This is a genomic window from Halogranum rubrum (assembly GCF_900114455.1).
Lineage (GTDB): Archaea > Halobacteriota > Halobacteria > Halobacteriales > Haloferacaceae > Halogranum > Halogranum rubrum.
Map to the genome: position 1 here is coordinate 118272 of NZ_FOTC01000008.1, position 21256 is coordinate 139527.

General features: G+C 62.9%; 24 protein-coding genes and 1 tRNA gene. 12 read left to right on the forward strand and 13 right to left on the reverse strand.

What is annotated here, in order from left to right:
- Positions 1-50 precede the first annotated feature (50 nt).
- A complete protein-coding gene (locus BM083_RS20460; protein WP_089872154.1) occupies positions 51-551 on the reverse strand; it encodes a gamma carbonic anhydrase family protein in 501 nt (166 codons plus the stop codon).
- 115 nt (positions 552-666) lie between these two features.
- Between BM083_RS20460 and BM083_RS20465 the strand changes: the two genes are divergently transcribed.
- From BM083_RS20465 to BM083_RS20475, 3 genes are all read left to right on the forward strand, one after another.
- Positions 667-2919 (forward strand): NADP-dependent malic enzyme, encoded by a 2253-nt coding sequence (locus BM083_RS20465; RefSeq protein WP_089872156.1) that lies wholly within the window; start codon positions 667-669, stop codon positions 2917-2919.
- 393 nt (positions 2920-3312) lie between these two features.
- Positions 3313-3669: a hypothetical protein gene (locus BM083_RS20470; protein ID WP_009377832.1), complete on the forward strand. Its 357-nt coding sequence runs from the start codon at positions 3313-3315 to the stop codon at positions 3667-3669.
- A gap of 69 nt (positions 3670-3738) precedes the next feature.
- Positions 3739-3999, forward strand: coding sequence for a hypothetical protein (locus tag BM083_RS20475; protein ID WP_089872158.1), 261 nt, complete (start codon positions 3739-3741; stop codon positions 3997-3999).
- 11 nt (positions 4000-4010) lie between these two features.
- Here BM083_RS20475 and BM083_RS20480 read toward each other — a convergent pair whose 3' ends face one another.
- Positions 4011-4550 carry a hypothetical protein gene (locus BM083_RS20480; protein ID WP_089872160.1) on the reverse strand — a complete coding sequence of 180 codons (540 nt, stop codon included), beginning with the start codon at positions 4548-4550 and terminating at the stop codon, positions 4011-4013.
- Between the two features lie 114 nt (positions 4551-4664).
- The gene (locus BM083_RS20485; protein WP_009377829.1) at positions 4665-5624 is read right to left on the reverse strand and encodes a transcription initiation factor IIB; all 960 of its coding nucleotides are present in this window, start codon (positions 5622-5624) and stop codon (positions 4665-4667) included.
- A gap of 196 nt (positions 5625-5820) precedes the next feature.
- Between BM083_RS20485 and BM083_RS20490 the strand changes: the two genes are divergently transcribed.
- Positions 5821-8622, forward strand: coding sequence for an aconitate hydratase (locus BM083_RS20490; protein WP_089872161.1), 2802 nt, complete (start codon positions 5821-5823; stop codon positions 8620-8622).
- Positions 8623-8962: 340 nt separating this feature from the next.
- Here the strand turns inward: BM083_RS20490 and BM083_RS20500 are convergent, their stop codons facing one another.
- Positions 8963-9388: a VOC family protein gene (locus tag BM083_RS20500; protein WP_089872164.1), complete on the reverse strand. Its 426-nt coding sequence runs from the start codon at positions 9386-9388 to the stop codon at positions 8963-8965.
- A gap of 107 nt (positions 9389-9495) precedes the next feature.
- Here BM083_RS20500 and ppk2 point away from each other — a divergent pair, with 107 nt between their 5' ends.
- Positions 9496-10344, forward strand: coding sequence for a polyphosphate kinase 2 (gene ppk2 / locus BM083_RS20505; protein WP_089872165.1), 849 nt, complete (start codon positions 9496-9498; stop codon positions 10342-10344).
- Between the two features lie 6 nt (positions 10345-10350).
- On the opposite strand, the gene BM083_RS20510 is transcribed toward ppk2, so the two are convergent.
- A complete protein-coding gene (locus tag BM083_RS20510) occupies positions 10351-10932 on the reverse strand; it encodes a PH domain-containing protein (protein ID WP_089872167.1) in 582 nt (193 codons plus the stop codon).
- Complete coding sequence (locus tag BM083_RS20515; protein WP_089872169.1) at positions 10929-11573, reverse strand: PH domain-containing protein; 645 nt, start codon at positions 11571-11573, stop codon at positions 10929-10931. The genes BM083_RS20510 and BM083_RS20515 overlap by 4 nt, the downstream gene beginning before the upstream one ends.
- Positions 11574-11793: 220 nt before the next feature.
- On the opposite strand from BM083_RS20515, the gene BM083_RS20520 reads away from it, so the two are divergent.
- From BM083_RS20520 to BM083_RS20530, 3 genes are all read left to right on the forward strand, one after another.
- A complete protein-coding gene (locus BM083_RS20520) occupies positions 11794-12516 on the forward strand; it encodes a hypothetical protein (protein WP_089872171.1) in 723 nt (240 codons plus the stop codon).
- A 64-nt stretch (positions 12517-12580) separates the two neighbouring features.
- On the forward strand, positions 12581-13096 hold the full coding sequence (locus BM083_RS20525) for a hypothetical protein (protein WP_089872173.1): 516 nt from the start codon (positions 12581-12583) through the stop codon (positions 13094-13096).
- A 70-nt stretch (positions 13097-13166) separates the two neighbouring features.
- On the forward strand, positions 13167-13619 hold the full coding sequence (locus tag BM083_RS20530; protein ID WP_009377818.1) for a DUF4112 domain-containing protein: 453 nt from the start codon (positions 13167-13169) through the stop codon (positions 13617-13619).
- A 35-nt stretch (positions 13620-13654) separates the two neighbouring features.
- Here the strand turns inward: BM083_RS20530 and BM083_RS20535 are convergent, their stop codons facing one another.
- Positions 13655-13963: a hypothetical protein gene (locus BM083_RS20535; protein WP_245756959.1), complete on the reverse strand. Its 309-nt coding sequence runs from the start codon at positions 13961-13963 to the stop codon at positions 13655-13657.
- A 232-nt stretch (positions 13964-14195) separates the two neighbouring features.
- Here BM083_RS20535 and BM083_RS20540 point away from each other — a divergent pair, with 232 nt between their 5' ends.
- Positions 14196-14630 carry a hypothetical protein gene (locus tag BM083_RS20540; RefSeq protein ID WP_089872177.1) on the forward strand — a complete coding sequence of 145 codons (435 nt, stop codon included), beginning with the start codon at positions 14196-14198 and terminating at the stop codon, positions 14628-14630.
- A gap of 81 nt (positions 14631-14711) precedes the next feature.
- Positions 14712-14786: transfer RNA gene (locus tag BM083_RS20545), tRNA-Met, on the forward strand.
- 284 nt (positions 14787-15070) lie between these two features.
- Here the strand turns inward: BM083_RS20545 and BM083_RS22965 are convergent.
- A complete protein-coding gene (locus tag BM083_RS22965) occupies positions 15071-15541 on the reverse strand; it encodes a hypothetical protein (protein WP_143085784.1) in 471 nt (156 codons plus the stop codon).
- Between the two features lie 247 nt (positions 15542-15788).
- Here BM083_RS22965 and BM083_RS20555 point away from each other — a divergent pair, with 247 nt between their 5' ends.
- On the forward strand, positions 15789-16007 hold the full coding sequence (locus BM083_RS20555) for a DUF8015 family protein (protein WP_009377814.1): 219 nt from the start codon (positions 15789-15791) through the stop codon (positions 16005-16007).
- Between the two features lie 7 nt (positions 16008-16014).
- Here the strand turns inward: BM083_RS20555 and BM083_RS20560 are convergent, their stop codons facing one another.
- Both BM083_RS20560 and BM083_RS20565 read right to left on the reverse strand, forming a co-directional pair.
- On the reverse strand, positions 16015-17454 hold the full coding sequence (locus tag BM083_RS20560; protein ID WP_089872181.1) for a hypothetical protein: 1440 nt from the start codon (positions 17452-17454) through the stop codon (positions 16015-16017).
- Positions 17451-18188, reverse strand: coding sequence for an ABC transporter ATP-binding protein (locus BM083_RS20565; protein WP_089872183.1), 738 nt, complete (start codon positions 18186-18188; stop codon positions 17451-17453). The genes BM083_RS20560 and BM083_RS20565 overlap by 4 nt, the downstream gene beginning before the upstream one ends.
- A gap of 110 nt (positions 18189-18298) precedes the next feature.
- Here BM083_RS20565 and BM083_RS20570 point away from each other — a divergent pair, with 110 nt between their 5' ends.
- A complete protein-coding gene (locus BM083_RS20570) occupies positions 18299-18529 on the forward strand; it encodes an Lrp/AsnC ligand binding domain-containing protein (protein WP_089872185.1) in 231 nt (76 codons plus the stop codon).
- Positions 18530-18533: 4 nt separating this feature from the next.
- Here BM083_RS20570 and BM083_RS20575 read toward each other — a convergent pair whose 3' ends face one another.
- From BM083_RS20575 to BM083_RS20585, 3 genes are all read right to left on the reverse strand, one after another.
- On the reverse strand, positions 18534-18878 hold the full coding sequence (locus BM083_RS20575) for a hypothetical protein (protein ID WP_089872187.1): 345 nt from the start codon (positions 18876-18878) through the stop codon (positions 18534-18536).
- Positions 18879-18893: 15 nt separating this feature from the next.
- Positions 18894-19931 (reverse strand): AI-2E family transporter, encoded by a 1038-nt coding sequence (locus tag BM083_RS20580; protein ID WP_089872189.1) that lies wholly within the window; start codon positions 19929-19931, stop codon positions 18894-18896.
- Between the two features lie 586 nt (positions 19932-20517).
- A complete protein-coding gene (locus BM083_RS20585) occupies positions 20518-21249 on the reverse strand; it encodes a profilin-fold protein (RefSeq protein WP_089872191.1) in 732 nt (243 codons plus the stop codon).
- Positions 21250-21256: the final 7 nt, after the last annotated feature.

Genomic DNA, 21256 nt, shown 5'->3' on the forward strand with positions numbered 1-21256 from the left:
GACTCGGTCCACCCGGGGACCACCGTCGCGAATGTAACTGTCGACGGACGCTACTCGAACTGTCCGTCCTGTTTGTACTGCTGGCCGAGTTCGACGTAGTGTTCGTGGACGCGCGAAATCTCGTCGAGTTGGTCGTCGGTGAGCGGTTTCGTCTTCGCCGGCGTGCCGTAGGCGAGATGGCCTTCCGGAATCGTCTGGTCTTGGAGGACGATTGCCCCGGCGGCGACGATGCAGTTCGACTCCACCGTCGCACCCCTTAGGACGGCACTCTGCATCCCGACGAGCGAGTGGTCTTCGACCGTCGCGTAGTCGACGACGACGCTGTGGCCGACGGTCACCTCGTCGCCCAACACTGCGCCGTGGAGCATCGTGAACTCCTGCACGTTGGTCTCGCGGCCGACGACGGTCGTCGCGCCGTCTGCCCGGAGACAGGTGAAGGGCCACAGACTGGCCCGTTCGTCGACCATCACGTCGCCGACGAGGTAGGACTGTTCGGAGACGAACGCCGACTCGGCAATCGTGGGCATCTGGCCGTCGAGTGGTCGTTTCATGCTCTGATGCCGCGGGGTGACCCCATAGTGTTATCGCCGGGTAGTACGACAAAGATGTCAGTTTGACTACCAGCGAGCGAAGGTGATACCTACCTCCCCTACGAGGGACCGACCAATGACGCTCGAAGACGACGCGCGGGACTATCACCGGCGTACCCCGCCGGGCAAGGTAGAGATATCGACGACCAAACCGACGAACACCCAACGTGACCTCTCGCTGGCGTACTCGCCGGGTGTCGCGGCCCCGTGTCTCGACATCGCCGAGGACGAAGAACAGGCGTACAACTACACGGCGAAGGGGAACCTCGTCGGCGTCGTCTCGAACGGGTCGGCCGTTCTCGGACTCGGCGATATCGGCGCACAGGCCTCGAAACCCGTCATGGAGGGGAAAGGCGTGCTCTTCAAACGCTTCGCCGACATCGACGTGTTCGACGTCGAACTGGACCTCGAAGACCCCGACGCGTTCACCGAGGCCGTCGCCGCGATGGAACCGACGTTCGGTGGCATCAACCTCGAAGACATCAAAGCGCCCGAGTGTTTCGCTATCGAGTCCGACCTCTCCGAGCAGATGGACATCCCCGTCTTCCACGACGACCAACACGGCACGGCCATCATCTCCGGGGCGGCGCTCCGCAACGCCGTCGACATCGTCGGAAAGGACGTAGAGAACCTTCACGTCACCTTCGCGGGCGCGGGCGCGGCGGCGACGGCGACGGCGCGGTTCTACGTCTCACTCGGTATCCCTCGCGAGAACATCACGATGTGCGACATCAACGGCGTGCTCTCGGAGGCGCGCGCCGAGGCGGGTGACCTCAACGAGTTCACCGAACCGTTCGCCCGCGGCGAAGCAGACGGCGAACTCGAAGACGCGATGGCGGGTGCGGACGTGTTCGTCGGTCTCTCGGTCGGCGGCATCGTCAGCCAAGAGATGGTGCGGTCGATGGCCGACGACCCTATCATCTTCGCGATGGCCAACCCCGACCCCGAAATCACCTATCAGGACGCCAAAGACGCCCGCGACGATACCGTCATCATGGCGACGGGACGCTCTGACTACCCTAACCAAGTGAACAACGTCCTCGGCTTCCCGTTCATCTTCCGCGGCGCACTCGACGTGCGTGCCACCGAGATAAACGAGGAGATGAAAGTCGCCGCCGCCGACGCCCTCGCCGAACTCGCCCGGCAGGACGTCCCGGACGCCGTCGTCAAAGCCTACGGCGACGACCCACTGCAGTTCGGTCCCGACTACCTCATCCCGAAACCGTTGGACCAGCGTGTTCTCTACGAAGTGACGCCCGCCGTCGCGAAGGCGGCGATGGACAGCGGCGCGGCACGGAAAGAACTGGACGTCGACGAGTACCGCGAGGAGTTAGAAGCGCGTCTCGGCAAGTCTCGCGAGATGATGCGCGTCGTCCTGAACAAGGCGAAGTCCGAACCGAAGCGCGTCGCCCTCGCCGAGGGAGAAGACGAGAAGATGATTCGCGCGGCGAACCAAATCGCCGAGGACGGCATCGCCGAACCCATCCTCATCGGGCGGACGAAACGTATCCTCCGCAAAGCCGAGGAGTTGGGACTGGACTTCGACCCGGTCATCGCCAACCCCCACGACGGCGAGTGGAACCACTACGTCGACCACCTCTACGAGCGACGACAGCGGAAAGGGCTGACGCGGACGGAAGCGACCGAACTCATCCGACAGGACTCGAACTACTTCGCCAGCGTGATGGTCGGACTGGGTGACGCCGACGCGATGCTGACGGGACTGACCCACCACTACCCGTCGGCACTCCGCCCGCCGCTGCAGGTCATCGGGACGGCCGAAGACGCGAACTACGCGGCCGGTGTCTACATGCTGACGTTCAAGAACCGCGTCGTCTTCTGTGCCGACGCGACGGTCAACCTCGACCCCGACGAGGACGTCCTCGCGGAAGTGACGAAACACACCGCCGAGTTGGCGCGAAGCTTCAACGTCGAACCGCGCGCGGCACTCCTCTCGTACTCGGACTTCGGCAGCGTCGACAACGAAGGCGTCCGCAAGCCGCGGGACGCGGTGAAACGCCTGCACGACGACCCGGACGTCGACTTCCCCGTCGACGGAGAGATGCAGGCCGACACCGCTCTCGTCGAAGAGATGTTGTCCGACACCTACGAGTTCGCCGAACTCGACGGCCCGGCGAACGTGCTCGTCTTCCCGAACCTCGAAGCGGGCAACATCGGCTACAAACTGCTCCAGCGTCTCGGCGGCGCGGAAGCAATCGGCCCGATGCTCGTCGGCATGGACAAACCGGTCCACGTCGTCCAGCGGGGTGACGAGGTCAAAGACATCGTCAACCTCGCGAGCGTCGCCGTCGTCGACGCCCAAGAGTAAGCGAACTGGAGAGCAAATTTCTCCAATTTTTGTAGAAGTAATTGTATGAAATTCGGGATAGGGAGGTAGTCACAGTGTTCAGAATTTTTACAATGTTTACAAATTGTAGAATGTCTAGTCTGAGCGGAGGGGATAAAAGCATTCGTGGCCCGTCGAGACAGTGAGTGGCTCCGGTAGAGCAGCAACTCGTCTCTAAACGTGTCTTCATATTCAGAGTAGATGGATAAAGAAGTCCAAGAAGAAATCTACACGAAGGTGGCTCGACGTGTCGGCGAGACTGCCGCCTCGACGTAGCCACTCGGTGACTTTTCGGCTGTGCTGTCTCCGCCACAACCGTGTGGCATGGTGACCCCAACCGTGAACGTTAAACGCTTACACGCAAACGAGTAAATAATGAGCAGTACGCAGCGTACCGACACCGACGTCCGCGACACGCTAGAGGAACTCCGTGCCGGAACCAAAGCCGTCCGTGTGAACGGGATGGGCCCCTTCAACGTCCGAGAGCGTCGCGAACGGGCGAACTACGCAGGCGAGTACGTCGACACGACAGTCGAACTCATCGGGGAGACCAAACGAATCCGCATCCTCGCGAAAGACCAGGGAGCGCACGGAACTGGAACACCGGTCGTCTACGAGATCGACCCCGAGGGGAACCGTCTGTCCGACGCCGAACGCGTCGCCGCCATCACCCTCGCCGAGACGATCACCTCGAACGTGACGGTGCTCGACTACATCGACTCTGTTCAGTAGTGTAGATATTCTCCTAAATTCTGTTATTTGGTGCGACACTTTTTCCGGTTGCAGTCCTGACGGGTGGGTATGGCGGCGAACACCAGTCTCGTTCGGGTCACGTGGGAGTGCCCGCTCTGTGGGACACGCCGGTCGAGTATTCAACAGGCCGTCAACGAGCGCCGGGGGCGAAACGGCCTGTTGAACCACATCAGACATACCGACGACGACGACCACGGTGAGTGGCGGTCGGTTCCCGACTCACTCTCCCAGGAGACGCTAGAGGCGTGTCTCACCGTCGAGTCGGTCTCACTCGGTGTCTCGGACGCAGACGAAGGCGACGACGCCTAACGGCTCTCTGTTCACTCTGTCATCGCCTCCGCAACCCGGTGGAGGAGTTCGACCTGTCGGTCGACGTTCTCGGCGAGTTCACCGACGAGTTCGTGGTCCGCGCCGTGACGTCGTCGCTGTTCGTCGAGTGCTACGAGACTCGTCTCGACCGTCTCGAGGAGGCCGTCGAGGCGAGTCGCCGCGTCGCGGACCTGGTCGGCGTACGCCAGCGTCGGGTCACCCCAGACGTCGTCGGCGGCAGCGCGTGATTCGTCGAGTGTCGCTCGCCACGTCGCCACCTGTACTATCGGCGCGACCCCCTCGTCGTCGGCAGCGTCGAGTTCGAACGTCGCGAACTCGTCGACCAACTGAACGATGGTCCCGTAGAGAATCGACGGTCCGATGTTCCGTTCGAGCCACGCTTCGGCCGTCATCCCGTCGTCCGCGGCGACGCCACCGAGTTCGTCCAGCACGGACGCGGCGACTTCGATACGTTCACCGCGGACCTGCGCGACGACGTAGCTCGACTCGTCGTCCACGTCGAGCGGTCGGGTCGGGTCGTCGTCGTTCACGGTCGTCTCTACGGAGAGACGAGGTGTATAGCTTCGCCCGCACGGAGTTCGCTCGAACCGAGCGACGAGCGAGTCGCTCGCTCGGTGAAAATAACGAGAAAACGAGGGGCTGCCTCAGTAGAGGCCCATCGCTTCGATCTGCTCTTGGTACCGGTTGCGGATGGTGACTTCGGTGACCTGCGAGACTTCGGCGACTTCACGCTGGGTCTTCTTCTCGTTGCAGAGCAGCGACGCCGCGTAGAGGGCGGCGGCGGCGAAGCCGGTCGGCGACTTCCCGGAGAGCAGTCCCTGCTCGGCGGAGACGTCGATAATCTCGTTGGCCTTCTGTTTGACCTCCTCGCTGACGCCGAGTTCCGAGGCGAACCGCGGCACGTACTCTTTGGGGTCGACCGGCTGCATCTCCAGTTTGAGTTCCTGGGCGATGTAGCGGTAGGTACGGCCGATCTCCTTGTACGGAACACGAGCGACTTCGGTCACTTCGTCGAGCGAACGCGGGATACCTTCCATCCGGCAGGCCGCGTAGAGACAGCTCGTCGAGACGGCCTCGATGGAACGTCCGCGGATGAGGTCCTCGTTGAGCGCGCGCCGGTAGAGCACCGACGCGACTTCGCGGGTCGACCGGGGCGCACCGAGTGCGGAGGCCATGCGGTCCATCTCCGAGAGCGCGAACTGGAGGTTACGCTCGCCTGCGTCCTTGGTTCGGATTCGCTCCTGCCACTTGCGCAGTCGGTGCATCTGCGAGCGCTTTTCGGACGACAGCGACCGACCGTAGGCGTCCTTGTTCTTCCAGTCGATCTGGGTGGTCAGCCCCTTGTCGTGCATCGTCTTCGTCGTCGGTGCGCCGACGCGCGATTTCGAATCACGCTCGTTTTGATTGAACGCACGCCACTCCGGCCCCCGGTCGATGTTCTGCTCGTCGAGGACGAGCCCACAGTCGTCACAGACGAGTTCGCCGCCGCTGTGGACGATACTGTCGGACGAGCACTCCGGACAGGTCTGCTCTTCCGATTCGTTGGACGTCTGTTCGTCCTCGTCGACGCGACGTCGGGATCGTTGCCGGGAGAAATCAGGCATTGAGATACTTTTTCAGGTGTGAGGGTTTAAATATATGGTGTTTCCGGATTATGGCGCCAATCGGTAGACGGCGTCGGGGTGACCCAGACAACCGGCGGAATTCCCCTACTTTATCGTGTCGATTTGCCCCCAACCAGTAGAGCTACAAGTGATTTTCAGGAGCCAATTGAAGTTTGTGGGCGACATATGTCACCATATGACAACAAGTGGCCCGTTCGGTGCTATCCGGAACCTCGACGTGGGTGAAGAGCAGTATCGAATCGCCGACCTCCACGCGCTCGAAGCGGCAGGGCTCTGTGAACTAGAGCGACTTCCAGTCAGCATCCGCGTTCTCCTCGAATCCGTCCTCCGCAACGTCGACGGCGAGACCATCACCGAAGACGACGTTCGCAACGCCGCCTCGTGGCAACCTGACGTCCCCGACGTCGAACTCCCCTTCACACCGTCTCGCGTCGTCCTACAGGACTTGACCGGCGTCCCCGCCGTCGTCGACCTCGCGGCACTCCGGTCGGCCGCCCAGCGAAAGGGGATGGACCCGACGCTCGTCGAACCCGAGGTTCCCTGTGACCTCGTCATCGACCACAGTGTACAGGTCGACTTCTTCGGGACCCCCGAAGCCTACGAGCAGAACGTCGAACTGGAGTACGAACGAAACGCCGAACGGTATCGTGCGCTCAAGTGGGCACAGAACGCCTTCGAGACGTTCCGTGTCGTCCCGCCGGGGACCGGCATCGTTCACCAGGTCAACCTCGAATATCTCGGGCAAGTCGTCCACGCCCGCGAGAGCGATGGCGAACAGTGGCTCCTCCCCGACACGCTGGTCGGCACCGACAGCCACACGCCGATGATCGGCGGCATCGGCGTCGTCGGGTGGGGCGTCGGCGGTATCGAAGCCGAAGCCGCGATGCTCGGCCAGCCAATCACGATGAAACTCCCCGAAGTCGTCGGCGTCCGGTTGACCGGCGAACTCCCCGAAGGAGCCACCGCGACGGACCTCGTCCTCCACATCACCGAACGGTTGCGCGAGGTCGGCGTCGTCGACCGGTTCGTCGAGTTCTTCGGCCCCGGCGTCGCGAACCTCACGGTCCCCGACCGGGCGACTATCGCGAACATGGCTCCCGAACAGGGGTCGACCATCAGCATGTTCCCCGTCGACCAAGCGACGCTCGACTACCTCGCGCTCACAGGACGCGATCCCGACCACATCGAACTCGTCCGCGAGTATCTCGACGCACAGGGGCTGTTCGGCGAACACGACCCCGAGTACACCGAGACGGTCGACCTCGACCTCTCGACGGTCGAACCGAGCCTCGCCGGGCCGAAGCGCCCGCAGGACCGCGTGCCGATGCGGAAGATGCGACGCCACTTCCGCGAACTCCTCCACAGCGAGTTCGAAGACGAGTTGCCGGACATCAGCGACCGGGCGCTGACCCGGTGGTTGGGCGAAGGCGGGTTCGACGACGACGAGGTGCAACCGGCGGACGAAGACGCACCGACCGACCATCCCGAGGCCCCGGTCGACCAACTCTCGAAGCGCGTGCCGGTCACGATGCCCGACGGGACGGAGACAGAGTTGACCCACGGCAGCGTCGTCATCAGCGCCATCACGAGTTGTACGAACACGTCGAACCCGTCGGTGATGCTCGCGGCCGGGTTGCTCGCACGCAACGCCGTCGAACGCGGCCTGACCGTGCCGCCGCACGTGAAGACGAGTCTCGCACCCGGAAGCCGCGTCGTCACGGCGTATCTGGAGGAAGCCGGTCTCTTACCGTACCTCGAAGAACTCGGGTACGACGTCGTCGGCTACGGCTGTACGACCTGTATCGGCAACGCGGGGCCGCTCCCGGAGCCCATCGAGGAGGCAATCGACGCCGAAGACCTCTGGACGACGAGCGTGCTCAGTGGGAACCGGAACTTCGAGGCGCGCATCCACCCGAAGATTCGCGCGAACTACCTCGCGAGTCCGCCACTCGTCGTCGCCTACGGACTGGCCGGGCGAATGGACATCGACCTCGACAGGGAACCACTGGGAACCGACAGCGAGGGCGAGAACGTGTTTCTCGCGGACCTCTGGCCCGACGCCGACGAAGTTCGACAGGCCATCCACGACGACGTGGACCCGGCGATGTTCGTCGAGAAGTACGCCGACGTGTTCGAGGGCGACGAACGATGGGCCGCACTCGACGCACCGACCGGCGACGTCTACGAGTGGGACGGAACGTCGACGTACATCCGCGAACCGCCGTTCTTCCAGGACTTCCCGCTGGACGAACCCGGCGTCGCAGATATCGAAGGCGCACGGAGTCTCCTCCTCCTCGGTGACACCGTCACGACGGACCACATCAGCCCCGCCGGACCCTTCAGTTCGAAGCAACCGGCCGGTCAGTGGCTCCTCGACCAGGGTGTCCCCGCACACGAGTTCAACACCTACGGCGCTCGCCGAGGAAACCACGAGGTGATGATGCGCGGGACGTTCGCCAACGTCCGCATCGAAAACGAGATGCTCGACGACGTAGAGGGTGGGTTCACCGTCCACCAACCGACCGGAGAGGAGACGACGGTGTTCGAGGCGAGTCGCCGGTATCGCGACGAGGGGACGCCGCTCGTCGTCCTCGCCGGGAAAGAGTTCGGCACCGGGTCGAGTCGAGACTGGGCGGCGAAAGGGACGACCCTCTTGGGTGTTCGTGCGACCATCGCCGAGAGCTACGAACGCATCTTCCGCGACAACCTCGTCGGGATGGGCGTGCTCCCACTCCAGTTCGAATCTGGTGATAGTTGGCAGTCGCTCGGACTCGACGGTACCGAGACGTTCGCCATCCACGGACTCGACGACGGCCTACAGGTGAACGACGAACTCACCGTCGTCGCCGAGCGTGACGACGGGTCGAGCGTCGAGTTCCCCGTCACGGCACAGGTGAGTACGCCGACGGCGGTGACGTACGTCGAACACGGCGGGATTCTACACGCTGTCCTCCGGCGACTTCTCACGTCACGCTGAGGCAACGTCCCGTTCGAACCTGTCGCCAACGTTTCTACAGAACTAGAAATTCGGCAAGAATGAAAAGATAAACAGACAGTTAGTGGTGTCTCGTGGAGCAGACTGTCCGATTGTGGGAAAAGACTATGTGGTATGCTATCTATTGCCGTATCGTATGTTGTACGAATGCCGATTCTGCGAGCAAGGATTCGTCGGTCATCCAGGTGAGTCGTGTCCCGACTGTGGGGCCGACGACGAGGAGTTCCCGAACGGATATCTCCGAACGACGCCGACGACGCCGGAGATGGCCTACAGAAGAGAGCCCGGTTCTCCGCACAGTGGAGGGACTTCGACGATGTAACTACGCTTCGAGGACTTCGACGAGGTTCCCCTCGGGGTCACGAACGAAGAGAATCCGCGTCCCGCTCTCGGTCGTCTGCGGGTCGCTGAGCGTCTCGACGTCGGCCGAGAGGTCAGCGTAGAAGTTGTCGAGGTCCGCCACAGAGAGTCCGAGATGCGTCGCTCCGGGTTGGTTGAGCCGTGGCGCTCCGCGAGCGTCCGCTTCCGGGTCGTACTCGACGAGTTCGACGCGCACGTCGCCAGCGTCGAGATGAGCGAACCGACCAGTCGCCCCAGCGACGTCGACGCCGGTTGCGAAGGCCTCACCACCGACTGAGAAGCGCGAGAGTACGTCCAGTCCGAAGACGTCGCGGTAGAACGCGACCATCCGGTCGAGGTCCGAGACGGTGACGCCGACGTGGTGTGCGCGAGGGTCGTTCTCGTCCATACCGTCTCTCACAGAGCCACCCGCAAAAGCACGCTTTCGTCGGCAAGCTTGACCGACGAGCCCTCGACGCTCCCTTAAGTCACCACGGAACGTGCATACAACGCATCATGCCACCCGAGGACGAGCGACACGTCGAAGTCGAGTACGACGAGGACGGTGAACTCACGAAGCGACACTACAAGGCGGAACTCGACCGCCTCCAAGAGGAACTGGTCAAACTCCAACACTGGGTGGAGGAAGAAGGTCTGAAGGTGTGCGTCGTCTTCGAGGGCCGCGACGCCGCCGGAAAAGGTGGCGTCATCAAGCGCATCACCCGTCGACTCAATCCGCGTGTCGCCCGCGTCGTCGCACTCGGCAAGCCCACAGAACGCGAGCAGGGACAGTGGTACTTCCAACGGTACGTCGAACAGTTGCCGACGGCGGGCGAAATCGTCCTGTTCGACCGGAGTTGGTACAACCGCGCCGGTGTCGAGCACGTCATGGGGTTCTGCACCGACGAGGAGTACGACGAGTTTCTCCGCTCCTGTCCGGAGTTCGAACGCCTGCTCGTCCGTTCGGGTATCGTGCTCGTCAAGTACTGGTTCTCCATCAGCGAAGCGGAACAGGAGCGACGGTTCCAGCGGCGAAACGAGGACCCGAAGCGACGCTGGAAGCTCAGTCCGATGGACCTCGAAGCGAGAGCGAAGTGGGAGGCGTTCTCCGAGGCGAAAGACGTGATGTTCGAGCACACCGACATCGAGGAGGCTCCGTGGCACGTCGTCCACGCGGACGTGAAGCGTCACGCGCGGCTGAACTGCATCACGCACCTGCTCGACCAGTTCGCTTACGAGGACCGGACACCCGACCGGATCGACTTGCCGCCGCGCAGCGAACGTGACGACTACGACCGGCCGCCGATTCACGAACAACGCTGGGTACCGGCCGTCTACGGGTCGAACCCCGTCGACGAAGCCTGACGAGAGCTACTGGCTTCGGCCTTCGAAGGCGGTTCGGAGGCGCCGAACTTCGTCGCGGACAGCCATCCACTGGTCGAGCGTCCCCGGTATCTCGTCGTCGTCGCCGACCTGTTTCTCGACGAACGCCCGGACGGCACGAGGTTCGTTGATGTCCGAGAAGGCGATTGCGCCGCCGCCAGCGGCTTCGACAGAGACGGTTCCGTAGTCGAACGCCGACCCGAGGACGCCCTGCGTGAACGCGCTGTTCTGGACGCGGTGAAGCGAGACACGCTCGACGTGACGAGAGAGGATGCCCGTCTTGCGGTACAGCGCGTGGTCGGTGACGACGTAGCGCGTGTTGACGACGCGGAGATACGCGGCGACGGCGATTGCGACGCCGACGGGGACGAGCAAGAGGAGCACGAGTTGGTTCTCCGTGACCGCACCACCGACACCGACGGCGACCAGCACGAGGCCGACGGCGACGGCGGGGAGAATCGTCGGTAGTCGCGGCCGCCCGCTCCAGAGGACGTCCTCGTCGTCGCCGCGAGCCATCCACTCGTCGACGTTCGGGGCGTGCTCCGCGCCCGTCGCGTCCGCGAGGCTCATCGGTCGTCCGTCTCGCTCGTCTTCTTCGTCTGACTCGTCTCACGCATCTCGCCACGCTCGAACATCGTCTCGTCGGTCGTGGCGGCGTCAGTTCTCGACTCGCCTTCGACGGCCTGCCGAATCGCACGGAGTTCGCCGAGGATGTCGTCGAGGACGGCCGTCTTGTCGTCGCCGTCGGTCGACCGGCTGTCACGTCGGCGGATACGCTCGTTGATGAGTGTCTGCAGCTGCTGCGGGTCTGCGACGTTCTGGAAACTCAACTCGACGCCGGAGCCACCGGCGGTGCTGATGTCGACAGTGCCGTAGCCGAACTGCGCGCCGAAGAAGGTCTGGCGGTAGGAGGTGTCTTGGACCTTGTCGAACTCGATGCGTTGGACACTTCGAGAGAGCACGCCCGTCTTCTTGTAGAGGGCGGCGGAGGTGACGACGTAGTTCGTGTTCTGATACGTGAGATACGCCGAGACGAGAATCGGAATCCCGACCAGCACGATAGAGAGCGGGACGCCGACGATGAACGCTGGGACGAGACTGTACGGATGTGGCGTGTCGGCCCAGAGAATCTCCTCGTCGCCGTCGAGCGTCAACCAGTCGAAGTCGTTGGACTCGGTCGTGGTCGAGGTCGCCGTGGAGGGACTATCCATACCGTCGCATTTCCCTCGTTGGCGGATAACTCTTCGCTGTCTGGCGACGCCGTGGGTACGAATACCGGCTAGTGGTCGCGTCGGATGTCCGACGAGCGAACACATCGAGAGCGAAGGCGAGTCGGTCCGATGCGAGACCAGCCAGTGTGAACTGATGGCATGGACAAAGCGCTCTTTCACTCTACAATACGGTTAATCCCTCAACCGACAATCAATCTATATGTCTCTAACACGACGGACGATCTTGCGGTCCGGTGGTCTCGCGACAGTTGCACTCCTCGCTGGCTGTACGTCCGGTGGAAGCGGGTCGACCGACGAACCCACGAGCGAAGAACCGACGGACGAACCGACCAGCGAGTCGCCGACGACGGAAGCGCCCACGACGGATAGCCCGCCGGGCGGCAACGGCACGGGCACCGACGACCCGTCAGGTGGAACTCGACCGGCCGGAACGGGTGGGCCCGGCATCATCGTCGCTCAGACCGACGACGAGACGGACCTCCCGGTCAGTCACGCCGTCGAAGTGACGAAGGAAGCCGCGACCGAAGAGTACCCGCCGCAACTCCGGGTGACGCTCACCAACGAGAGCGACGAGACGGTCCAAGTCGGCGAGGGCCGTGCGGTCGTCTTCGCCTACGTGACGAGCGAGAGCGACCAACTGACGCTCCTGCCCGCAGACGGCGACTATCCCGCCGAGGCGGGTTGCTGGCGGCTGACCGAGGGCATCGCCGTGACCGAGGAGTACCGCATCCTGACCATCGAGGCCGGCGAATCGGTGACGCAACTGCTCGACGTGTACGGCACGCCGAACGGCGACGGTTGCCTGCCAGTCGGCGAGCACCGCTTCGAGACGTCTTACACCGTCGCGCGCGGCGAAGACGGTCTCGCGGGCGGTGACGGCGGCGAGGAAGGGTCGTGGGGCTTCTCGGTGCTCTTGGAGTGAGTAGCGAGCGACAGACGCGCGTCTGACAGGCTTTCAAGCCGATGGGTGACGAATATTAGGTCAGATGCCGCGTGCGCGTCGCGACCCGGAGTCACTGAGAGAGTGCTTCGAGCCACGGCTGCTGCCCTCCATCCGCGACCAGAAGCGACGGTTACATCGGGTCCGTCGCGCACTGCTCTCACGGTCGCCGTACTACTTCGCTCGGGGCGACATGCGGCGAGAGTATGGCTGGACACGTGCTCTGTTGACTGCGGGTGCGACAGTGGCGGGCGTCGCACTCGCCTTCCGTCTCGTTCTCACCGGCCTGTTCGTGACGCTCGTCTCCGCCGAAATCTCACTGGTTCTCCTGTTCAACGTCTGTGTCTCACTCCTCCTCGGTCGAGCGTTGCTCGACCGTATCGACACCGAGCCACGGACGTACCGACGAGTGGTCGGTCCGCGACCACCGTGGGTGCGGTCGACAATCAGCCGACGCCGTCGTGGTCGACGGTGGCGGCAGCGACGACACCGACGACAGTCGAAGCGAGGGCATTCGGTACGTCGCCATCGCTCGGCACTCGACGGTCGCCGACGGTCGTAGTCGGTGGACAGTCCGATAGCCAACCACGACTGCCAGCGTGCTTATACCGGCGGAACGACAACGGCCAGCCATGACTGGGAACACTGACGACAGTATCGAGGACGCGTTCGACGGCGACTTCGAGCTACCGCCCGGTGTCGACGAGGCTGCCATCGAGCGAATGCGAACCGTCGCTCGCATCTTCGACGACCTGGTTCGAGTGCCGGGAACCGACTTCCGCGTCGGTATCGACCCCCTCCTCGGCGCGATTCCGGTGGTCGGCGACGCGCTGAGCGCCGGACTCTCGTTGTACGTCGTGCTCGAATCGGCACGACTCGGCGTGTCGTTCACGACGCTCCTCCGGATGCTCGCGAACGTCACGCTCGATACTGCCCTCGGGTCGATTCCGGTCGTCGGGAGCGTCTTCGACGCCGTCTGGAAGGCGAACAAGCGAAACCTCGAACTCGCCATCGAGGACCTCACGGCCGAGGCCGAACGTCGCGGACGCGACGAACGCGAGGCCGTCGTCATCGAAGTCGAGTAACGGAAGTGTGTCGGCGTGTCGGCATTACGTCGACCTCAGGGTGAAGACGGCTGTGCCGCGGCCGTCAGCGAGTCGAACAGCGTCGGGTCCTCCCAGAGTTCGCCCAGCGTCGCCGCCGCCAGATAGCGCGTCGGCGCGGCGACCCACTCGGTCGCCGCCGCGTCGGTCGGGTCGGGCGCAGTCGTCGTAAACCACCATGCGATGTATCGACCGTCGTCGAGCTTTGCCGTCGGATACATCTGCCCGTTGACCGAGACGTCGATACGGGAGGAGGGTTCGACCGCCGGCCGTTCTTCGTCGCCGTCGGCGACGAGCAGTTCGATGAGAACCGACGTCTCAGCCACGGGAGCCACCACCGGCGTGCGAATCACGCTCGGCAACACGGGACCCGGTCGTGCGTAATCCGTCGTTCATACTCACTGTATCGCGCGCTGTCGGTATAAGTGTCAGTCAGGCGTGTGTCAGACGGAGTCGCACGACGGCGTCGACACGGTGAGGACAGAATCACTCAGCCGTCGAGACAGTTTCTCCCAGAAGAACAAGAACGTTCAATACTGTTGGGTGATAACAGGTGCCATGGTTCGACCAGTCAGCGTCACCCTCGTCGGGGATAGGCTCTCGGTAGCAGCGGCGTTCCAGCAACTCGACGAGATGGTGTCCGACGTGACGAGAGAGCAGTGGACGGAGGTACCACGCGGACCGGACGCGACGACGGAGTCGCCGGAACGTCCTCGCGTCGCGACGGATTCGGACCTCGACGTCGCCGTCGAGCGTGCGGCGTCTCGGCTGGCCTTCGACTCGGTTCCGGTCGACGTGCTGCGACTGTCGATGCGGGTCGAGTCGACCATCGCGCGCGACGTCGTCGCGACGGTGCTGCACAACCACCTCACCGACCGGGCGCGCCCGGTCCAAGTCGTCATCGGAAACCACCGGCTGACGGCGCACGAAGAACTCGGCGACCTCCAGCAGCGCGTCTGGGACGCAGCGAACGGCGCGGTGGTGGCCGAATAACGGTATCGAGGCCCGTGGTACCGTTCGACAGGACAAGACAACTTACCAAACCTTATACGGCACGGAGAGATAGAAACAGGTAGCGGGATGGGATAGCCAGGAGATTCCGCCGGGCTCATAACCCGGAGATCGGTAGTTCAAATCTACTTCCCGCTACTTCTCTCGGACTCACACTCAGACGCCGAGTCTCATCTCGGCGTGATAGCCGTGAGTCCGTGTAAGTTGGATGGAGTAGTTTGAACCAAGGAGCGAAGCGCAGCGGAGCGACTGAGGTTCAAATCTACTTCCCGCTACTTCTCTGCGACAGTCACTCACCGAGCGAGGCGTTTGATTGCCGAGCGACCGCAGAGTTTTGTGAAGAGGGACACGGTAATTGGAAAGAGAGGTTAGGAGGAAAACGGTAGTACGAGTCCTCCATCGGAACAACTAGTTTGTACTGTTCACGGAAGTTCTTCGCTGTTTGTGTAGCAGTTGAAGCGGAGGGTTACAGTCGCAGTTGGTTCGTCGTCGGGGTCGACCAGAGAGACGGTATATTCGCCGTGTACTGGGGGCGGGCCTAACTGAACTGCGTACAGTTCGCCACTGTCAGAACTGAACACCGAGTAGTCGTCAGGATCGAGGCTGCTCATTCCACGGTTAGACAAAAGCGGAATGGAGGCGAGGAGGTTGTCGTCGGTATCTCTAACGCTGACTCTGTGGTGGGCTTCATCAGTAACGGCTTGTTCAGAAACCAAGATTCCGAGAGCGACTTCTTCTTCACCCTCTATCGGAGCAACCCGCCGGAGGTGTCGTGAATCGCTTCCAACGCCGCGACTACCACAACGGGCGACGATGTCTTCATTACCGAGACAGCCAGCAGTCGCACTCAAGAGACCAGCGACACTCCCAATCAGTTCACGTCTGGAGGGCATGTCAGATACTGTGAAACTCTCGTGGCATAACCATGTGGGAACTATCGTTGCGTGCGCAAGAGAGAAGGCAACGACGAGTCTCACGACACGCCGTACCCGATGCAGACGCCAACGCGGTGGTCAACAGCAACTCCTGCAGAAGCTCCGATAGGGGGTCGCATGGCTCCAACTGAACTGAGGAACGAGCTTCGAGTCACCTAGACAACCCCGCCGCCAGTTTTTCCTGCCCACAGTCGCTAGCGCCGCCATGTCCTACACCTGGCAGTACTACGACCTCGTTCTGCTGGGTATCGTCGTCAGCCTCGGCAGCGGTGTCGCCGTCGGGCAGTTCACCGCCCTGCCGTCGACGACGACGGTTCCCGTCGCGGGTCTCGTCGCCATCGCCATCATGGGTCACGGACTGTTCGTCAACGGGCCGGTCGACGCGCCTCGCGACCTGGCCGAGGAAGTCGAGACGTTGAACTGAGCGCGGTTTACGCCGTGGTCCGGGCCGTCGCACGGTCGAACGCCGCGATGCCGACGCCGCCGATGACGACTGCATAGACGAGCGTCAGCGCCGAGAACACACCCGGGAGCGCCGGGAGGACGAACCCCGCGACGACGAGCGGGAGCAACCCGACCAGCATGAGCAGCGAGTACGCCGAGAACCGCGCAGTGTCGAAGAGGAACTCGTTCGGCTGAAAGCCCGTGACGAAGACGGTGACGCCGAACAGGAAGACGACGGCACCGACGAGTACGCCGCCGCCGAGTGCCAAGTCGGCGACGCTCGCGTCGGTGAAGAACGCCATCCCGAGGTAGTAGACGAGGACGACGGGCGTCTCCAAGAGGACGAACGCGCCCGCCTTCGCCCGGTAGAGCGCCCGTGTCGAGACGGGGTAGAGCTGGTAGTCCGAGGGCGCGTCGACCTGTGTGAGCCAACTGTAGGTCGGGAACGCCGTCGCGCCGAGGACGGCACCGAAGAGGACAGCGGGAACCAGCGGGAGCGTGACGTACGTCCCGACGAAGGTGACGACGACGAACGCCGCGCCGAGGAGGACGCCACTCGAAAGGACGAGTTTCCACACCCCGCCGCTGCTCCGGTGGACGTCGAGAACCGTCTTGGCGATGAGCGACGCGAGCGGACCACCGCCCAGTCGTCGCTGGAGTCGGAGGAACCCCGAGCGGTGAGGTGTGGTGGTCGCGCTGTCTCGGGAGTCGGCAGGCTCAGAGAACTCGAACCGCCAGACGCCGACGAGGAGCAGCACCACCGTCGCGAATGTAAGTATCGCGACGAAAGGAAGCGAGTAGGGCGGCGTCACGAACGGTCGAACGGTCGAGTAACGCGTCAGCCCAGCCACGAGAGCGGTGAGTACGACCGCGAGGCCGGCTAGCCGCACGAGTCGAGAGCCACCGGTCCAGAGCGAACTGGCGGCGAGCGTGACGCCCAGACCTGTCGAGAACGCGAGTGTGGTCATCCCCCACACCGCGGGTGCGGAGGCCAGTGCAGGCTCTCCGGCCGCCGTCGCGCCGCCGAGCGTACCGAGCGACATAGGTAGGAGAAACAGGACGGCGTAGTAGCCGACGTCCTTCAGGATGAACGCCGTGACAGTCCGGCGTGCAGAGAGGGGGAGCGTCCGCGTCGCAGCGAGAAGGAGCGTCACGTCGCCGAGGAGGTTCGACAGCGAGTCACGACCGACGAACCCGATAGACCCCGTCTGGAGGCCGAACCCGAACGCGAGGGCGACGAGACCCGCCGCGAGCGTCGACGCCGGGACGCCGATAGTCGCGAGTGCGTAACTGGCACATCCGGTGAGGACGAGGAGAACGACCGGAAAGCCAGCGAACCGTCGTCCTCCGAAGAGGTCGCTGTGGAGTCGCCACTCTTCGACGGCCATGAGGCGAAGGAGCGTCAGAAAGCGCGTCGACGACGTCATGGCTCGGGGTAGAGAGGAGTCGAGTGGTCCTCGACGGCGCGCAGAAACACGTCTCTGAGAGTCTCATCGGACAGCTCTCGTGGGTCGCACTCGACGGCGAACGCGCCGTCGACGAGGATACCGACGTGGGTACACAGTTCCTGTGCGACTTCGACGTGGTGTGTCGAGAGGACGATAGTCGTTCCACGCGACTGGAACTCGCGGATGAGCTCTTTGACCCGCTCTTGAATCACCGGGTCGAGGTTCGCGAGCGGTTCGTCGATGAAGACGAGTTCGGGGTCGTGCAGGAACGCTTGCGTCAGCATCACCTTCTGTTGTTGGCCGCGCGAGAGGTCTTTACAGAGCGTGTCGAGTTTCTCGGCGAAGTCGAGGCGCTCGGCCCACTCGTCGACACGTGTCGCCACGTACTCGGTGTCCAGTTCCCGGACGCCGCCGACGAACGAGAAGTACTCACGAGGTGTGAGAAAACTCGGCGGCGACTCCTTCTCTGGGAGAACACCGATGCGTTCGCGGACGCCTTCGGGGTCGTCGCTCGGGTCGAGTCCGAGGATAGCGGCCGACCCCGTGTCGGGTGGGACGATGCCGGTGAGGACGTTGATGGTCGTCGTCTTCCCCGCACCGTTCTTCCCGAGGAGTCCGAAGACCGTTCCCACGTCGACCTCGAACGTCAGATTCGACAGCACCGGCGTCGTGTCGTAGGACTTCGAGAGTCCGTCGACGGTAATCGCAGCCATGGTTGTGAAGTCGCTACGAGTTCGACAAATATAAACAGACTATCTTTATTCCTGATAATTCGGGACGGCGTTCAGAACGGCTATCTCGTCGAAGCGTCTCTAGGAACGGCATGGTTCACGCCTACGTGATGGTCGCTACGGAGTCGGGGAAGTCGCCGGCGGTGCTCTCGACTGTCAGCGAGTTCGAGAACGTCACCGAGAGTCACATCGTCGCCGGTGAGTGGGACCTCGTCGTCGAAGTCGACGCCGACCGTATCTACGAGGTGCTCAAACTCGTCTCTTCGAACGTCGGGACGGTCGAGGGGGTCGAAGCGACCCGGACGTATATCGCGCTCGAATAAGGAGTCAGTAGAGGAGGACTTCGAGGACGACGGCGACGAGCGTTCCGACGAACAGACCACCGAGGAGGATGCCGAACAGCACCGGCATCTCACCGGCGAGCACTGGATTACCGAGGACGTACGGACCGACGACGGGAACCACGACGAGTGCGGCGACGAAGAGCGTGAACAGCGACCACGTCACGAGACGGAGGGCGTCGACGGCCTTTGCAATCTTGTTCTCCGGTGGTGTCTGCGAGGTCTGTGAAGTCTGAGAGGTCTGTGAGACCTGTGAAGTAGGTGAAGTCTGCGGCGAGTCCATCGACCGAGTCGTCTCACTCATACCGCTCTCGACGTGCGAGAGGACCATGATACCACCGGCATCTCACTCTCGCTGTGTCGTCTCACCGGCCGAGTCCATAAGCTGTAGTCGGTCGCCGACTTCGCTGTAGATATCGATGAGTGCTTTCAACGTGCCGAGGACGATTGGGCCGTAGAACAGCCCTACGAAACCGAACGCGGCGATACCACCGAAGATACCGACGATGAACAGCCCTGGGTTGAGTTTCGCTTCGTGTCCACCGATGAGTGGCCGGAGGTAGTTGTCCGAGAGGCTGACGACGAGTGCTCCATAGGCGAAGAGCAGCACGCCAGCGGTGGTGTCGCCGACGAACAACAGGTAGAGAGAGGCTGGAATCCAGACGACAGACGCTCCGATGAGCGGGAGAAGCGAGAGCGTCGCCGTCATCACGGTCCAGAAGATGACGTTGGGAAGACCGACGGCGAAGAAGCCGATACCGGTCAAGACTCCCTGCACGATACCGACGAGGACGTTGCCGACGAGGACCGCCCACATCAGGCGGTCGAGGTGCGTGAACAGGTCGTCCAACACGTCTTCCGGCAGCGGCGTGGCAACCCGAATCCACGCGACGAGACGGTGACCGTCTTTCAGGAGGTAGTACAGGACGAACAGGAGAACGGCGAGACCGATGGCGGCATGCGAGAGACCGCCGAACACGTCGAGGACGCTGTCGAACAGGGCGGCCCGTCCGTCACTGGTGAGCGATTCGAGGAGTTCGCGAATGTCGACGACGACGCCGAAGTAGGTCTGAATGTACGCTTCGATGATGTCGACGTTGAACTGACCGTTTCGTATCGCCGTCGTCACCGTCAACGCCTGCCCGACGACGACGCTCGCGAGGACGACGACAGGCAAGAGCACGGTGAACACTGTCGCGACGATGAGCACGCCGGCAGAGAGACGAGGGCCGACGCGAGGAGCGAGGCGACGGTGCAGTGGGTGGAGAACGTACGCGAACAGAACCCCCAGGAGAACGTACTGGTAGAAGGGAAGTGCAACGAACAGCGACAACGTCCCGACGACGGCGAGTAGGAGCAGAAAGAACGCTCGGTTGCGGTTCATGCAGACGTGTCGTCACTGATAGAGATAAATCCCGGCCGCTCCGGTGTCACTTCGGGCACCGTGACTATATACCGCATACGGAGACAGTAGCGACTCGGGGCGTAGTGTCGAAAAAACAGTAGAGGTCGTTGTACCGTCTCGTCAGTTACGGGTCCAGTGACACTCCCGGCACTCTGTAGGTTGCCACGTATTTCCAAAGTGCAGGAGCGTCGCTCGGACGCAGGGGCTGCCACAGTCGGGGCATTCTGCGCCGGCGAAGTCGGTTGCGTCCTGTGTACTCATTGCCGCACCTCCAGTAGAGTACACGAGTGAGTCGTCGGGGTTTGCGGAGTCGTCCAGCCTTCTGAGGGCATACTGCCGAACATTTGTTGTTGCTCCATGCCCGAAACGGGGCCGCACCGAATCCCAGTCGGGCCATCGCCCACGTCGGAATCGAACCGACAGTTCCGATCACCAGATGGGCTCTCGTCTCCCACGGCGGTGTGTGGTACAACGGTACCATGGGTACCACTTAAATCTACGTCCGCTGGAAGGTCCGATTTCTATATAGTCAACGGGAGAGACAGTGAGTGTCAGTCGCCGCAGGTCAGTCGTCGCCGAGTGAGACAGTCGAGAGGTCGGCGTCCAGTTCTTCGACGTGGTCGTTGTACGCTTCTACGAACGCCGCGAAGTCGTCGGCCAGCGTCCGAACGTCCTGTGCGGACGGTGGCGAGTACTGTGAGACGAGGTAGATACCGCTCTCGCCACCGACGCGGAGGTACGAGGCCAGACCGTCTTCCCACTTCAACTCCCAGCGCTTGCCGTCGACGCGCTTGGCGAACATCCCGTAGGAGTCGCCCTCGTAGCGATGGAGTTGGCCGGCCATCTCGTTCGACGTCTCTCGAATCGTCGCCACGAGTCGGTCGCGTTCGGCGACGACGGATTCGGTCGACGTGACGTCGGGGAACTCGTCGAGCACCCCGTCGAGGACGCCGTCCAGCGACGCGACGTAGGCGTTGTACGAGGCGACGAAGTGCTCGTAGTCCTGCATCGCCGTCGCGAGGTCTTTCGGGTCCGGCGGGCGCTGCGTCGAGACGACGTAGGTCTCACCGCCGCCTTTGCCCTTGAAGCGGAGGTACTGCAACGCGCCCGCCTCGTACTTCACGGTCCACTCGCCGGTGTCGGTGTTGAGCGTCTTCGACCCGTAGTCACCGCCCTGCAGGAGGGCGAGTTCGCGAGCGATGCGTCCGGCGTGTTCTTCGACGGCGGCGAGAATCTCCTCGCGGCGGTCGGCGACGGCCTCGGTCGAACTGATGTCGGCGTCAATCACGGGTAGCAAATCGAGG

Coding starts and splice junctions, on each gene's coding strand:
- BM083_RS20460 (WP_089872154.1), bottom strand. CDS start 551: ATGAAACGACCACTCGACGGCCAGATGCCCACGATTGCCGAGTCGGCG.
- BM083_RS20465 (WP_089872156.1), top strand. CDS start 667: ATGACGCTCGAAGACGACGCGCGGGACTATCACCGGCGTACCCCGCCG.
- BM083_RS20470 (WP_009377832.1), top strand. CDS start 3,313: ATGAGCAGTACGCAGCGTACCGACACCGACGTCCGCGACACGCTAGAG.
- BM083_RS20475 (WP_089872158.1), top strand. CDS start 3,739: ATGGCGGCGAACACCAGTCTCGTTCGGGTCACGTGGGAGTGCCCGCTC.
- BM083_RS20485 (WP_009377829.1), bottom strand. CDS start 5,624: ATGCCTGATTTCTCCCGGCAACGATCCCGACGTCGCGTCGACGAGGAC.
- BM083_RS20490 (WP_089872161.1), top strand. CDS start 5,821: ATGACAACAAGTGGCCCGTTCGGTGCTATCCGGAACCTCGACGTGGGT.
- BM083_RS20500 (WP_089872164.1), bottom strand. CDS start 9,388: ATGGACGAGAACGACCCTCGCGCACACCACGTCGGCGTCACCGTCTCG.
- ppk2 (WP_089872165.1), top strand. CDS start 9,496: ATGCCACCCGAGGACGAGCGACACGTCGAAGTCGAGTACGACGAGGAC.
- BM083_RS20510 (WP_089872167.1), bottom strand. CDS start 10,932: ATGAGCCTCGCGGACGCGACGGGCGCGGAGCACGCCCCGAACGTCGAC.
- BM083_RS20515 (WP_089872169.1), bottom strand. CDS start 11,573: ATGGATAGTCCCTCCACGGCGACCTCGACCACGACCGAGTCCAACGAC.
- BM083_RS20520 (WP_089872171.1), top strand. CDS start 11,794: ATGTCTCTAACACGACGGACGATCTTGCGGTCCGGTGGTCTCGCGACA.
- BM083_RS20525 (WP_089872173.1), top strand. CDS start 12,581: ATGCCGCGTGCGCGTCGCGACCCGGAGTCACTGAGAGAGTGCTTCGAG.
- BM083_RS20530 (WP_009377818.1), top strand. CDS start 13,167: ATGACTGGGAACACTGACGACAGTATCGAGGACGCGTTCGACGGCGAC.
- BM083_RS20540 (WP_089872177.1), top strand. CDS start 14,196: ATGGTTCGACCAGTCAGCGTCACCCTCGTCGGGGATAGGCTCTCGGTA.
- BM083_RS22965 (WP_143085784.1), bottom strand. CDS start 15,541: ATGCCCTCCAGACGTGAACTGATTGGGAGTGTCGCTGGTCTCTTGAGT.
- BM083_RS20555 (WP_009377814.1), top strand. CDS start 15,789: ATGTCCTACACCTGGCAGTACTACGACCTCGTTCTGCTGGGTATCGTC.
- BM083_RS20560 (WP_089872181.1), bottom strand. CDS start 17,454: ATGACGTCGTCGACGCGCTTTCTGACGCTCCTTCGCCTCATGGCCGTC.
- BM083_RS20565 (WP_089872183.1), bottom strand. CDS start 18,188: ATGGCTGCGATTACCGTCGACGGACTCTCGAAGTCCTACGACACGACG.
- BM083_RS20570 (WP_089872185.1), top strand. CDS start 18,299: ATGGTTCACGCCTACGTGATGGTCGCTACGGAGTCGGGGAAGTCGCCG.
- BM083_RS20575 (WP_089872187.1), bottom strand. CDS start 18,878: ATGGTCCTCTCGCACGTCGAGAGCGGTATGAGTGAGACGACTCGGTCG.
- BM083_RS20580 (WP_089872189.1), bottom strand. CDS start 19,931: ATGAACCGCAACCGAGCGTTCTTTCTGCTCCTACTCGCCGTCGTCGGG.